The 13,595-nt window shown below is 67.3% G+C and carries 15 protein-coding genes and 1 pseudogene; 2 read left to right on the top strand and 14 right to left on the bottom strand.

Annotated features, from left to right (window positions below; all coding sequences use genetic code 11):
• Positions 1 to 16: 16 nt before the first annotated feature.
• The 13 genes from ABQF13_RS00995 to ABQF13_RS00935 all read right to left on the bottom strand — a co-directional run bounded on the left by ABQF13_RS00995 (position 17) and on the right by ABQF13_RS00935 (position 11,536).
• Positions 17 to 301, bottom strand: a complete 285-nt coding sequence (locus ABQF13_RS00995; protein WP_448390790.1) for an acylphosphatase — start codon at positions 299 to 301, stop codon at positions 17 to 19.
• A complete protein-coding gene (locus ABQF13_RS00990) occupies positions 285 to 701 on the bottom strand; it encodes an OsmC family protein (protein WP_448390789.1) in 417 nt (138 codons plus the stop codon). Before ABQF13_RS00990 ends, ABQF13_RS00995 begins: the two co-directional genes overlap by 17 nt.
• Before the next feature lie 59 nt (positions 702 to 760).
• The gene (gene mutM / locus ABQF13_RS00985) at positions 761 to 1,618 is read right to left on the bottom strand and encodes a DNA-formamidopyrimidine glycosylase (RefSeq protein WP_448390788.1); all 858 of its coding nucleotides are present in this window, start codon (positions 1,616 to 1,618) and stop codon (positions 761 to 763) included.
• Positions 1,611 to 2,315 (bottom strand): ribonuclease III, encoded by a 705-nt coding sequence (gene rnc, locus ABQF13_RS00980; protein WP_448390786.1) that lies wholly within the window; start codon positions 2,313 to 2,315, stop codon positions 1,611 to 1,613. The genes mutM and rnc overlap by 8 nt, the downstream gene beginning before the upstream one ends.
• A complete protein-coding gene (locus ABQF13_RS00975; protein WP_448390785.1) occupies positions 2,308 to 2,895 on the bottom strand; it encodes a YceD family protein in 588 nt (195 codons plus the stop codon). Before ABQF13_RS00975 ends, rnc begins: the two co-directional genes overlap by 8 nt.
• Positions 2,896 to 2,925: 30 nt before the next feature.
• A complete protein-coding gene (gene sepIVA, locus ABQF13_RS00970) occupies positions 2,926 to 3,663 on the bottom strand; it encodes a cell division protein SepIVA (RefSeq protein WP_448390784.1) in 738 nt (245 codons plus the stop codon).
• A gap of 214 nt (positions 3,664 to 3,877) precedes the next feature.
• On the bottom strand, positions 3,878 to 4,444 hold the full coding sequence (locus ABQF13_RS00965; protein WP_448390783.1) for a hemerythrin domain-containing protein: 567 nt from the start codon (positions 4,442 to 4,444) through the stop codon (positions 3,878 to 3,880).
• Between the two features lie 81 nt (positions 4,445 to 4,525).
• Complete coding sequence (coaD, locus tag ABQF13_RS00960; protein WP_448390782.1) at positions 4,526 to 5,002, bottom strand: pantetheine-phosphate adenylyltransferase; 477 nt, start codon at positions 5,000 to 5,002, stop codon at positions 4,526 to 4,528.
• 22 nt (positions 5,003 to 5,024) lie between these two features.
• Positions 5,025 to 5,579 (bottom strand): 16S rRNA (guanine(966)-N(2))-methyltransferase RsmD, encoded by a 555-nt coding sequence (gene rsmD, locus ABQF13_RS00955; RefSeq protein ID WP_448391362.1) that lies wholly within the window; start codon positions 5,577 to 5,579, stop codon positions 5,025 to 5,027.
• Entirely contained in the window at positions 5,576 to 8,968 is a 3,393-nt protein-coding gene (locus tag ABQF13_RS00950) for a pyruvate carboxylase (RefSeq protein ID WP_448390781.1), read from the bottom strand. The genes rsmD and ABQF13_RS00950 overlap by 4 nt, the downstream gene beginning before the upstream one ends.
• 33 nt (positions 8,969 to 9,001) lie before the next feature.
• Positions 9,002 to 9,631 (bottom strand): vitamin K epoxide reductase family protein, encoded by a 630-nt coding sequence (locus ABQF13_RS00945; RefSeq protein ID WP_448390780.1) that lies wholly within the window; start codon positions 9,629 to 9,631, stop codon positions 9,002 to 9,004.
• A complete protein-coding gene (locus tag ABQF13_RS00940) occupies positions 9,628 to 10,407 on the bottom strand; it encodes a DsbA family protein (protein ID WP_448390779.1) in 780 nt (259 codons plus the stop codon). The genes ABQF13_RS00945 and ABQF13_RS00940 overlap by 4 nt, the downstream gene beginning before the upstream one ends.
• Before the next feature lie 34 nt (positions 10,408 to 10,441).
• Positions 10,442 to 11,536 carry an alpha/beta hydrolase gene (locus tag ABQF13_RS00935; protein WP_448390778.1) on the bottom strand — a complete coding sequence of 365 codons (1,095 nt, stop codon included), beginning with the start codon at positions 11,534 to 11,536 and terminating at the stop codon, positions 10,442 to 10,444.
• Between ABQF13_RS00935 and ABQF13_RS00930 the strand changes: the two genes are divergently transcribed.
• The gene (locus ABQF13_RS00930; RefSeq protein ID WP_448390777.1) at positions 11,535 to 12,374 is read left to right on the top strand and encodes an aldo/keto reductase; all 840 of its coding nucleotides are present in this window, start codon (positions 11,535 to 11,537) and stop codon (positions 12,372 to 12,374) included. The two genes, ABQF13_RS00935 and ABQF13_RS00930, sit on opposite strands and share 2 nt — an antisense overlap.
• A 5-nt stretch (positions 12,375 to 12,379) precedes the next feature.
• A complete protein-coding gene (locus tag ABQF13_RS00925; protein WP_448390776.1) occupies positions 12,380 to 13,210 on the top strand; it encodes an aldo/keto reductase in 831 nt (276 codons plus the stop codon).
• Positions 13,211 to 13,447: 237 nt separating this feature from the next.
• Here the strand turns inward: ABQF13_RS00925 and ABQF13_RS00920 are convergent.
• Positions 13,448 to 13,558, bottom strand: a pseudogene (locus ABQF13_RS00920) (oxidoreductase); the annotation flags it as partial.
• Between the last annotated feature and the right edge of the window lie 37 nt (positions 13,559 to 13,595).

Genomic DNA, 13,595 nt, shown 5'->3' with positions numbered 1-13,595 from the left:
CCTACCGCCGCGCGGGCTATCGCTCGATGAAGCCGACAAGTGAGTCGCGAACTTCGGAGAACTCGGCGACCACATTGTTCACGCGGCCGGGTGTGTTACCGCTTCGCAGCAGTTCAAGGAGCTTTTCGCAGGCGTCGCGCGGGCCTTGGGCGACCACCTGGACGCGGCCGTCGGGCCGGTTGGAGGCGTAGCCGGTCAGCCCCAACTCCAGCGCGCGCGATCTGGTCCACCACCGGAAGCCGACACCTTGGACGTGCCCGTGCACCCATGCCGTCAGGCGTACCTCAGCTAACTCCTGCATCATTTACCTCAAACGTCACTTTAGTCCCGGCTTTGAGCGTGCGGCCGACCGTGCAGACCTGGTCGATGGCGCGTTCGACGACCGTGAGCACGCGGGTCCGCTCGTCCTCGGAGAGCCCGGACAAGTCCAGTTCCATGCATTCTTCCAACAGCGGGTACCGCTCCTGGTCGCGGTCGGCGGCGCCGAACACCCGGATCGTGGCCGGATAGTCGTCGCCGAGCCGGCGCCGTAGCGGCGAGTCGCTGGCCATCCCGCTGCAGGCCGCCAGCGCGATCTTCATCAGCTCGCCCGGAGTAAAGACGCCGTCGACGTCCTCGTTGCCGACGAGCACCTGCGCGCCGCGTGAGCTGCGCCCGACGTATTGGCGCACGCCGGTGCGCTCCACCCAAAGTTCCGTCACGAGATGCACGTTAGCGCGGGAAAGTGCGAGTAGAGATATCGCTAACGTGCATCTCGCGGTTACGCGCGGCGCACCCGCGGGCGCGGCTGGCATCTCGGACAGTAGAACGACGAGCGGTTCATGAACTTCTCCCGCCGCATCACCGCGCCGCAGCGCCGACACGGTTCACCCTCGCGGCCGTAGGCGTCCAGCGAGCGCTCGAAGTAGCCGGACTCGCCGTTGACGTTGACATACAGCGAGTCAAACGACGTACCGCCCTGATACAGCGCCTCGGCCATCACCTCGGCCGCCGCATCGAGCACCTCGCCGAGCTGACGGCGGGTCAGCGCTGAGGCCAACCGGGCGCCGTTGATCCGGGCCCGCCACAGCGCCTCGTCGGCGTAGATGTTGCCGATACCCGACACCACCGTCTGGTCCAGCAGCTGACGCTTGATCTCGGAGTGCTTGCGCCGCAACACCGTAACGACACCGTCGCGGTTGAATCTCGGGTCCAGGGGGTCACGGGCGAGGTGAGCGACGGGCAGCGGCACATCGCTGCCGTCGACGGTGACCATGTCGGTGAGCAGCCACCCACCGAAGGTGCGCTGATCGACAAAGCTCAGCGCGGTGCCGTCGTCGAGCAGCGCCGCGATCCGTAGATGTCGCTCGTTGGGCACCGCGCCCAGCAGCATCTGCCCACTCATGCCCAGGTGCACCACCAGCGCTGAGCCGTCGTCCAGCGTCAGCCACATGTACTTGCCGCGGCGTCCCGTGCCGACGATGCGCGACCCCAGCAGCCGCGCGGTCAAATCGGCAGGACCCGCCTCGTGCCGACGCACCGCGCGCGGATGGTGCACCCGCACCGCGGTGACGGTCTTGTCGACCACGTGCGCGTGCAATCCCCGTCGAACGACCTCGACTTCGGGAAGCTCAGGCATCTACATCAGATGCCGCGGACAGCGTGTTCCACGCCGCCGAGGCCGCCTTGAGTTCGGCCTCCTTCTTGGTGCGGCCCACACCTTTTCCGTACTCGATCTCGGTGACGATCACCGTCGCGGTGAATTCCTTGTCGTGGTCTGGTCCCGTCGAGGTCACCACGTACGAGGGCGCACCCATCCCCCGCGCCGCGGTCAGCTCCTGCAGGCTGCTCTTCCAGTCCAGGCCGGCACCCAACGTCGGTGCGGTGTCGAGCAATTCACCGAACAGCCGCAGGATCACCTCGCGGGCGATGTCGATGCCGTGCTCGATATAGATTGCGCCAAGCAAGGATTCGATACCGTCGGCCAGGATGCTGGCTTTGTCCGCGCCGCCGGAGTTCTCCTCGCCCTTACCCAGCAGCAGATAGCTGCCCAGCCCGGCGCCGGAGAGGTTGCGCCCGACGTCGGCCAGCGCCTGGGTGTTGACGATGCTGGCCCGTAGCTTGGCCAGATCGCCCTCGGTGCGATCGGGGTGGCGGTGGTAGAGCTCTTCGGTGATGGTCAGCCCCAGCACCGCGTCGCCGAGAAACTCCAGGCGCTCGTTGGTGGGCAGCCCGCCGTGCTCGTATGAGTAACTGCGGTGCGTCAACGCCATGGTGAGCAGGTCGTCGGGCAGCTTCACGCCGAGCGCCGCCAGCAGCGGCTCGCGGTCAGTCACCGACGCCCTCGTCGAACATGCCTGCCAGCTTGGCCCACCGTGGATCGATCTGCTCGTGGTGGTGTCCGGACTCTGCGGTCGCCAGCGCCACACCGCACTCCGGGCACAGGCCCGGACAGTCCGGTTCGCACAGCGGCACGAACGGCAGCTCCAGGCCCACCGCGTCGATGATCGGCTGCTCCAGGTCGATGGTGTCGGCCCCTCCCTCGTGGGAGACCCGCGCGACCTCGTCGGCGTCGGTGGTCTCGTCGGTCGCGCTGTCCGGATACGCGAACAGCTCGGTGAGCTCGATCTCCACGTGGCCGGTGACACCGGTCAGGCAGCGCGCGCATTCGCCCGAGGTCTCCGCGGCCACCGTGCCGGTCACCAACGCCCCCTCCGAGACGGATTCGATCCGAAGGTCCAGTTCCAGCGGTGCACCTTCGGCGATTCCGATCAGGTCCAGCCCGATGCGCGATGGGGCAGAAACCGTCTCGGAAACCGTCAACATGGAGCCGGGCCGCCTGCCGAGCCGGGAAATATCGATGACAAGCGGCGTTCGCGACCCTTGGTGCGCCGCCGCGTTCGCATGCGTCGCCATAGTTCAATCCTACGGCGACCCCGCCCAGCGCTAACGGGCTGCGTAGTCGTGCGTCCCGGCGGCGGTGCGCAGCTGGTGGCGGCCCCGTCCCACCGAGCGCAGCGTGCCGTTGAGGAAGTCCTCGAACTCGGCGAGTTTGCTGTCGACGTAGATGTCACACTCGCCGCGCAGCCGGTCGGCCTCGGCGTGCGCCGAGTCGATGAGGCGGGTCGCCTCGGCCGTCGCGGTCTGCACGATCTCGGTCTGCGACACCAGCCGCTGCTGTTCCTTGATGCCTTCCTGCACGGCCTTCTCGTAGGCGAGGTTGCCGTTCTCGATCAGGCGGTCGGCCTCGGTCTTGGCCCGCCCCGTGCTGGCCTCGTACTCCCGCTTGGCGGTCGCCGCGACCCGGCTGGCCTCGTCGCGGGCCTCGGTGACCATACGTTCGCTGTGCTGACGGGCCTCGGCGACCATTCGGTCGGCCTGGGCCTTGGCGTCGGCGAGCAGCCGGTCGGCCTCGGCGCGGGAGTGGTTGATCATGGAGTCGGCCTCGGCGGACGCGGTCGCGACCATCGAGTCGGAATGCTCCTTGGCCTCGCGCAGCAACCCGTCGCGCGCGTCCAGCACGTCTTGGGCGTCGTCGAGTTCGCCGGGGATCGCATCCTTGATGTCGTCGATCAACTCGAGGACATCACCGCGGGGCACCACGCAGCCGGCCGTCATCGGCACACCGCGGGCTTCTTCGACAATCGCGCCCAACTCGTCGAGCGCTTCAAAAACTCGGTACACGGCAACACCCTCCAGGCGTAGTTGACAGTTACCAGTGTGCCTGGTGTTACGCCTGTGACTCAGCTACCGACGCCGGTGTGTCGCATTTCGGGCGTCTTGCTGTGTCGCCGCTTCCCCAGGCTGCAACTCCCGTGTGAAATTGCTCACTCCTACATTATGTCAATCGGAAAGCCCACCGCGGACGTGCGGTGCTGCGGCGCCACCAGCAGCCGGACTACCGCAGGACGCCGGAGATGATGTCCCGGGCGCGGTCGAGCATCGACGCGAACGGGCCCACGGCGAAGTTGGCGGTGGCCGACTCCACACCGGCGTGCGGGCGGGTCGGCGCGATGGCCTGCGCGGCCTGCACCGCCTTGACCATCCGCTCGAGGTCGTCGGCGTCGAGTTCGCGTTGCAGCTTGCTGAACTCCTCGCGCTCCTCAGCCTGGGCGTGGTGCAGGATGTCCTCACGGAACCGCTTGAGCGCGTCGATGAACTCCGTGGACCCGATGTCCATCTGCTCCAGCGCCGTCAACTCTTCCTTGGCGTCGTGCTCCTCTTGGAGGCGGGCGTCGACGATCGCCTCACCGTCGGCGATCTCACGGCGCGCGCGCGGATGCACCACCATCTCCTCGGCGGTTTCATGCACCGCGAGCAGTTGGCGCAATTCGACGAAGGCGGTCTCGCGGGCTTTGTCGTCGGAAGCGCTGAGCACCTCTTCGAACAGGTCCTTGATCAGGTTGTGCTGATCGGTCAAAAAGTTCACAACATCATCGGTCGACTGAACGAACGTCTGCACCATGGCAAGAACTCCATACTCAATGGGTTGGGCGGGGCACGAGGGGCTGTGCGCCTACCAGCGATTACCCGTGATGTGAGCGAGCTAATCCTTGAGCTTTGCCTGCAGCCGTCGGTTGACCGGTTCGGGCAGCAGCTCGGTCACGTCGCCGCCCAGCGATGCGACCTCCTTGGCCAGCGACGACGACACGAACGAGTAGCGCGGCGCGCTGGCGAGGAAGAACGTGTCGACGCCGGCGACGTGTTTGTTCATCTGCGCCATCTGCAACTCGTATTCGAAGTCGGTGCTGGAGCGCAGTCCCTTGACGATGGCGCTCAGCCCGTGGTTCGTGACGAAGTCGACCACCAGGCCCTCACCGGCCTCGGCGCGCACGTTGGGCAGGTGTGCGGTGGATTCCTCGAGCATCGCGAGGCGCTCGTCGAGATCGAACATGCCCTTCTTGTTGGGGTTCACCAACACCGCGATGATGACTTCGTCGAACTGGGCCGCCGCGCGTTCGAAGACGTCGACATGGCCGAGGGTCACCGGGTCGAAGGAGCCCGGGCATACCACGCCACTCATGGGTGATGACGCTATCAGGGGGTCAGCGCCGCTCCCCCAACTCCACGCGGGTATCGCCGTAGCGCCGCGGTTCCCACGGCGCCCAACCGTCCGGCCAGTCCAGCGCTGGCGTCGCCGTTGGGCGTTCGACGGCGACGACGGTGCCGGACGCGCTCCATCCGTGCCGGCTCAAAGCGTCCAGTATGCGCCGCATTTCGGCGGCGTCGACGCCGTAGGGCGGGTCGGCCAGGACCAGGTCCACCGGCCGCTGCGCACCCGCCGTCAGCACCGAGACGACGGTGCCGCGGCGCACCGTGGCACCCGTCACGCCAAGTGCGGCGACGTTTTTGGCGATGACGGCGGCCGCGCGCGGATCGGACTCCACGAACAGCGCGGTGGCTGCACCCCGCGACAGCGCCTCCAGTCCGAGCGCGCCCGAGCCCGCGTACAGGTCGAGCACCGACGCGCCGGCCAGGTCGACCCGCGCAGCCAGCACGTTGAACAGCGACTCGCGCACCCGGTCGGTAGTCGGTCGGGTCCCGGTGCGCGGCACCGTGATTCGGCGTCCACCGAGTGTTCCGGCGATGATGCGGGTCAGCTGACCACCACCAGCAGGTCGCCGCCTTCGACTTGTGCGGTGGTCGACACCGCGATCCTGCTGATCTTGCCGGCCTTGGGTGCGGTGATCGCGGCTTCCATTTTCATCGCCTCGATGGTGGCGATGGTTTGGCCGGCTTGCACTTCGTCGTCGACGGCGATGTTGACGTTGACCACACCGGCGAACGGGGCCGCGACGTGATCGGGGTTGGACCGGTCGGCCTTCTCGGCGACGGGGACGTCGCTGGCGATGCTGCGGTCGCGCACGACGACGGGGCGCAACTGGCCGTTGATGATGCACATCACGGTGCGCATGCCGCGTTCGTCGGCCTCGGAGACCGCCTCGAGCCCGATCAGCAGTTCGACGCCGCGTTCGAGCTTGACCCGGTGTTCCTCGCCGGAGCGCAGCCCGTAGAAGAACTGGTTGGCCGACAGGCTCGAGGTGTCACCGTAGAGTTCCCGGTGCTCCTCGAATTCCTTTGTCGGGCCGGGGAAAAGTAGCCGGTTCAACGTCGCCTGCCGGTTGGGTCCCGGCTGGCCCAGCGCGGCCTCATCGTGGGCGCTGAGCTCAGCTTGGGGTTTGGCCGGCGCCCGGTCGGCAAGCGCCTTGGTGCGCAGCGGTTCGGGCCACCCGCCGGGCGGGTCGCCGAGTTCCCCGCGAAAGAAACCGATCACCGAGTCGGGGATGTCCAACCGCGAAGGGTCCTCGGCGAACTCGTCAGCGGTGATCCCCGCACCCAACAGGGCCAGCGCCAGGTCGCCTACCACCTTGCTCGACGGGGTCACTTTCACCAGCCGACCCAGGATCTTATCGGCCGCAGCGTAATTGGCCTCGATCTCCTCGAACCGGTCACCGAAGCCCAGCGCGATGGCCTGTTGACGCAGGTTCGACAACTGACCGCCGGGGATCTCGTGGTGATAGACCCGCCCCGTCGACGTGAAGGGACCCGACGCCGCAACATCGAAGGGCGCGTAGACCTTCCGTAGCGCCTCCCAGTACGGTTCGAGGTCGCACACCGCCGCAAGAGACAGCCCGGTGTCATACTCGGTGTGCGCGGCCGCGGCCACGATCGAGCTCAACGCGGGCTGGCTGGTAGTGCCCGCCAACGGCGCCGACGCCCCGTCGACCGCGTTGGCGCCCGCCTGCCACGCGGCCAGATAGGTCGCCAACTGCCCGCCCGGCGTGTCGTGGGTGTGCACGTGCACCGGCAGGTCGAACCGGGACCGCAACGCGGAGACCAAGGTGTGCGCGGCGTGCGGGCGCAACAACCCGGCCATGTCCTTGATGGCCAGCACGTGCGCGCCCGCGTCGACGATCTGCTCGGCCAGCTTGAGGTAATAGTCCAGGGTGTAGAGGTTTTCGCCGGGGTCGGACAGATCCCCGGTGTAGCTCATCGCGACTTCGGCGATCGCCGTGTCGGTTTCGCGGACCGCGTCGATGGCCGGGCGCATCGACTCGACGTTGTTGAGCGCATCGAAGATCCGGTAGATGTCGATACCCACGGCCGTCGCCTCCGCGACGAACCCATCGGTGACCGATCCCGGATACGGCGTGTAGCCGACCGTGTTGCGTCCGCGCAGCAGCATCTGCAGGCAGATGTTGGGAATGGCCTCCCGCAGCGCGGCCAGCCGCTCCCACGGATCTTCTTTCAGGAACCGAAGCGCCACATCGTAAGTCGCCCCGCCCCAGCATTCCACCGACAACAGCTGCGGCGTCGTGCGCGCCACGTACGGCGCCACCTCCAAAAGTCCGGTGCTGCGAACCCTGGTGGCCAGCAAGGACTGATGGGCGTCGCGGAACGTGGTGTCGGTGACACCCAACGCCGCCGAATCGCGCAGCCACCGCGCGAAACCGTCGGGGCCCAGCTGCTCCAACAGTTGTTTGGACCCGTCGGGCGGTGCGGCGCGCAGGTCGGTGTGCGGCAGCTTGTCGCGCGGATACACCGCGGCGCTGCGCGCCCCGTGCGGTTGGTTGACGGTGACATCGGCGAGGTAGTTGAGGATCTTGGTGCCGCGGTCGGCCGGGGTCAGGGCGGTCAGCAGATACGGTCGCTCATCGATGAACGACGTATTGATGCGCCCGGCGCGGAAGTCCGCGTCGTTGACCACCGCCATCAAAAACGGGATGTTCGTCGACACACCGCGAATCCGGAACTCCGCCAACGCCCGTCGCGCCCGCGCGATCGCCGCCGACAGATCGTGGCCGCGACAGGTCAGCTTGACCAGCATCGAGTCGAAGTGCGCGCTGATCTCCGCGCCCAGATGCGAACCGCCGTCCAACCGGATCCCCGCACCGCCCGGAGACCGGTAGGCGGTGATGCGGCCCGTGTCGGGCCGAAAGCCGTTGGCCGGATCCTCGGTGGTGATCCGGCACTGCATGGCCGCGCCCCGTACCCGCACCGAGTCCTGGCTCAGCCCGAGCTCGTCGAGCGTCTGGCCGTCGGCGATGCGCAGTTGGGAGCCGACCAGGTCGACGTCGGTGATCTCCTCGGTCACGGTGTGTTCGACCTGGATACGCGGATTGCATTCGATGAACACGTAGTGGCCGCGCTCATCGAGCAGGAACTCCACGGTGCCCGCGTAGCTGTAGTTGATGTGACGGGCGAACGCGACGGCATCAGCGCACATCCGCGCGCGCAGGTCGTCGGAAATGTTGGGGGCCGGGGCCAGCTCGATGACCTTCTGGTGGCGGCGCTGCACGCTGCAGTCACGTTCGAACAGGTGGATCACGTTGCCGTGGGTGTCGGCCAGGATCTGCACCTCGATGTGGCGCGGGTTCACCACCGCCTGCTCTAAATACAGCGTCGGGTCGCCGAACGCGGACTCGGCTTCACGGCCGGCCGCATCGATCGCCTCGGGCAGCGCGTCGCGGTCGGCGACATAGCGCATGCCCCGTCCCCCGCCGCCCGACACCGCCTTGACGAACAGCGGGAACTCCATGGCCTCCGCGGCGGCCAAAAGCTCCTCGGCCGACGCCGACGGCGCCGAGGAGTCCAGCACCGGCAGGCCGGCGTCGCGGGCCGCGCCGATCGCGCGGGACTTGTTGCCCGTCAGCTCCAGCACCTCGGCGCTCGGACCGACGAACGTGATCCCGGCTTGTGCGCACGCGGCGGCCAACTCGGGGTTCTCCGACAAAAAGCCGTACCCCGGATAAACCGCGTCCGCACCGGCGCCCTGTGCGACACGGACGATTTCGTCGACTGACAGATACGCCCGCACCGGATGGCCGGTCTCACCGATCTGATACGACTCATCGGCCTTGAGCCGATGCAACGAATTACGATCCTCATACGGATACACCGCAACCGTGGCGATCCCCAACTCGTAGGCCGCACGAAACGCCCGAATCGCGATCTCACCGCGATTGGCCACCAGGACTTTAGAGATCACGCGCTACCTTAACCCGGTCGGATTCAGTGGGGACTAGACGAGCGTGGACCAGTAACTCCAGAACCGCACGAGGATCAGCAGAATAAGCGCGGTGAACCACAACGTCACCAGCGACCAACGCCAGGTGTACAGACCGCGGGCGACGGCCCCGCCGCGTCCGGGTTGCACGGCGATGGCGCCGACCACCACCAGCAGCGGTATGGTCACCGCCCACACCACCATGCAGTACGGGCACAGCGCGCCGATGCGGTACAGGCTCTGAAAGATCAACCAGTGCACGAACACCGCACCGATCAGCGTGCCCGCCGCCAGGCCCGCCCAGTACCAGCGGGGCAGCTCCACGCGGGCCAGCGCGAGCACCCCGGTCACCACGACGACGGTGAACGCGGCGATGCCGATCAGCGGGTTGGGGAAGCCCAACAGCGACGCCTGCGGGGTGATCATCACCGAACCGCACGACAGCACCGGGTTGATGCTGCAGCTCGGCACGTAGTCCGGGTCGATCAGCGTCTGGATCTTCTCGGCGGTCAGCGTGAACGACGCCGCCAGACCGGCGAGCCCGGCGACCAACAGCCAGACCGCGCTCGGCCGCCGCACCTGCGGGCCCGACGGTGTGTCCGCGGGTTCGCTCGGTGCGTCGGTGCCGGGCGCGGTGACGGTCACGGCGCCGGTACTGCGGGGGTGGGATCAGGTGCGGGCGGCGGCGCACCGGCGTCCAGCGCAGGCACGTTGCCGACGATCTCCTCGATCTTGGCGATCAGCGCATCCGGCGTCGTGGGCTTGTAGTCCTCGCCGTTGATGCGCACGGTCGGTGTGGACCGCACGCCGGTGGCCGAGGCCATGCCCTTCACCATGTCGTTGTAGCGGCCGCTGTTGATGCACTCGGGGACACCGCCTGCCGCGCCGGCCTGCCGCGCCACTTCGATGAGCCGGGCGTTGTCGGGGAACGGGCCGACGCCCTCGGGGGGCTGCTGGGCGTACAGCGCGGCGTGGAAGCGCCGGAACGCGTCGGTCGACTCGTCGGCCACGCAGTAGGCCGCGTTGGCCGCGCGGGTCGAATAGCCGTCACCCTGGCGGTCCAGGATGGAGATCATGTAGTAGTCAGCGGCGATGGCGCCGCTGTCGATCAGCTTGTTCAGCGTGGGACCGAACATTTGCTCGAAGTTCGCGCACGCGGGGCACAGGAAGTCCTCGTAGAGCGAGACCACCGCTTTGGGCTCCGAGCTGCCTTCCTCGGTGATCAGGTCGCTGGAGGTCACCCGGATCGCCTGAGCGTCGCCGTCCCTGGGCTTCTCCTCGGCCGACATGACGATGTAGAGCACCAACCCGACGGCGAACACGACCACGACCGCGGTCAACCCGATCTGAATCGCCAGGTTGCGCTTGCGGTCCGCCGCCTTGAGGTCGTAGCGGGAATTCTTCTTGGGTTTGGAGGCCACGGGGTAAGCGTACCGGCGACGTTTCTGCCGTCGTTCAGGCGCGGGCCAGGTGCGCGCGCATCGCCGAGATGCTCTCGGCCATCGCGGTGGCGCTGTCCCCGCCCAAGGGGAAGAAGTTCGCGAAGGCGTGGACCAGCGACCCGAACTCGCGGTAGTCGACCGCGACGCCGGCAGCACGCATGGCCTGCGCGTATTGCCTGCCCTCATCGCGCAGCGGGTCGAAGCCGGCGGTCAGCACCAGGGCGGGCGGCAGACCGGACAGGTCGTCGGTCAGCAGCGGCGACACCCGCGGATCCGTCGGCGCTACGGCCGCGCCGTCGAGGTAGTGCCCGCTGAACCAGTCCAGGTCGTGTTGGGTCAGGAAGAAACCCTCGGCGAACAGCGTCTTGGATCGGGTCTGGGCGCTGTAGTCGGTAACCGGATAGAACAGCAGCTGCAGCGTAGGCAACCGCACCCCGTCGGTGCGGGCGCGCAGGGACACCAACGCGGCCTGGTTGGCGCCGGCGCTGTCGCCGCCGACCGCGACCCGCCGCGGATCTGCGCCGAGTTCGCCGGCGTGGTCGAGCGTCCATACGAAGGCGGCGTAGGCGTCGTCGGTGCCCGCGGGCGCCTTGTGCTCCGGGGCCAGCCGGTAGTCCACCGACAGCACGTGCACGCCGCCGTCGCGGCAGAGCAGACGGCACAGGTCGTCGTGGGTCTCGATGCTGCCGATCACCTGACCGCCGCCGTGGTAGAAGACCAGCAACGGAGCGTGGCCGGCGTCGGGCCGGTAATGGCGCGCCGCGATGGGTCCGGCCGGGCCCGGTATCGAGAGATTGGTCACTGCGGCCACCGGGATGTTCTGTTTGAAACTGGCCGATAGGGCTTCGAGCTGCTGGCGGGCGGCGGTGACGTCATTGCTGCCCGCCAGGCCGTCGATGCCTGCCGCCTGCTGCCCGGCGAGCATCAGCTGCAGCGTCGTGTCCAGCGTGTTGCCGTCGATGGTGACCGCGCGCCCGCCCAGCAGTGCGCGCTTGACCGGGTCGGGGATTCGGGGCAGGGCACGCAGGGTCAGGCCCGCCGCGGCGTTGACGATGGCGTCCTTACGGCTCGGGCTCCACGAAACCTCACCTGGCAGACTTTGAACCATGGCAACTCCCTCGTTTCCCTCGATCAGGCTGAACGACGACAACTCGATTCCCCAGGTCGGGCTCGGCGTTTGGCAGACCCCGCCCGAAGACACCGAGCGTGCGGCGGCGACGGCGTTGGAGGCCGGTTATCGACACATCGACACCGCCGCAGCGTATGGCAACGAGCGCGAGGTGGGCCAGGCGATCTCGAAATCCGGGCTGGCCCGTGCGGACGTCTACGTGACCACCAAACTGTGGAACGCCGACCAGGGCTACGACAGCACGCTCAGGGCGTTCGACGCCAGCATGGGCCGGCTCGGGCTGGACTGCCTCGATCTGTACCTGATCCACTGGCCGGTGCCGGCCAACGACGCATACGTCGAGACCTTCAAGGCGTTCGCCGATCTGCGCAACCAGGGCCGCATCCGCTCGATCGGGGTCAGCAACTTCGCCCCCGAGCATCTGCGCAAGCTCGTCGACGCCACGGGCATCGTGCCCGCGGTCAACCAGATCGAGTTGCATCCGCGTCTGCAACAGCATGAGCTGCGCGAAATGCACGCTCAGCTGGGCATTGCCACCGAGGCGTGGAGTCCTCTTGGCCAGGGTTCACTGCTGACCGATCCGACCGTGACGGCCGTCGCCGAGGCACAGTCGAAAACGCCCGCGCAGGTACTGATTAGGTGGCATATCCAACTCGGCAATATAGTCATCCCGAAATCGGTGACCCCAGAGAGAATTGTGAGCAACTTCGACGTGTTCGATTTCGAGCTAAGCGAGCAGGACATGGCGTCCATCTCTTCGCTCGGCGACGACACGCGCCTGGGTCCCGACCCCCGTACATTCAACTTCACAGGGTAGGTGACATGACCGCGATTCCGACCGTCGCGCTCAACGACGACAACGCGATGCCGGTGATCGGCTTAGGTGTCGGTGAGTTGTCCGACACCGAGACCGAACAAGCGGTTCGCACCGCGCTCGAGTCGGGGTACCGGTTGATCGACACCGCCGCCGCGTACGGCAACGAGGAAGCGGTCGGCCGCGCCGTCAAAGCCTCGGGGGTGCCGCGCGAGGAAGTCTTCATCACCACCAAGCTGGCCGCATCCGATCTGGGTTTCCAATCGTCACAGGACGCGCTCAAGGCAAGCCTGCAACGGCTCGCGATGGATTACGTCGACCTGTACCTGATCCACTGGCCCGCCGGCGAGCACGGCAAGTTCGTCGACAGCTGGGGCGGGCTGATGAAGCGCAAGGAGGACGGCGAGACCAAGTCGATCGGGGTGGCCAACTTTCACGCCGAACACCTTTCGGACATCATCGACCTGTCGTTCTTCACCCCGGCGGTCAACCAGATCGAACTGCACCCGCTGCTGAACCAGGCCGAGCTGCGCACGGTCAACGCCGGCTACGGCATCGTCACCCAGGCCTACAGCCCGCTGGGCGTGGGGCGGCTTCTGGACAACGCGTCGGTCACCTCCGTGGCCCAGGAGCAAGGTAAGACGCCCGCGCAGGTGCTGCTGCGCTGGAACCTGCAGCTGGGCAACGCCGTGGTGGCCAGGTCCTCGTCGCCGGAGCGGATCAAATCGAATATCGAGGTGTTCGACTTCGAGCTCACCGACGAGCAGATGGCCGCGCTCAACGGGCTCGACGACGGCACCCGTTTCCGCCCGAACCCCGACACCTATCAGGGCGAGTAGCTTCCTCTGCTGCCGAGACGCCGTGCGAGCGCGGCGTCGAGGTCAGGGCTGAAGGGGTGACCGACCTGGGTGATGCGCTCAGCCATCTCGGCGAGGTGGGCGACGCATCCACGGCGTACGCGCGACGTTCTTCGTCGCCGATCCCGGGCGCTTGTGCGGCCACGGTGTCGAGCGTTGACGTAGGTCGTGTGCGGCCAGGATGCCGCTAGGTGCGCGGCACACGGCCTCGATCAGATTGGCCGCGCGAGCGGCGGTCGCGCCTTCCCTCGGCAGTTCGTGTGCGATGCCAACGCCAACACCTCGGCTGATGCCGGTGACGATGGCGACCTTGCCGGACAGGAAACCCATGAGCCGATATGTCTACACCCGTAATGTTTTCGGCCAA

The organism is Mycolicibacterium sp. XJ879, assembly GCF_053483935.1.
The sequence above is the reverse complement of the archived record's forward strand: the minus strand, read 5'-3'. Positions and strand labels throughout refer to the sequence as shown.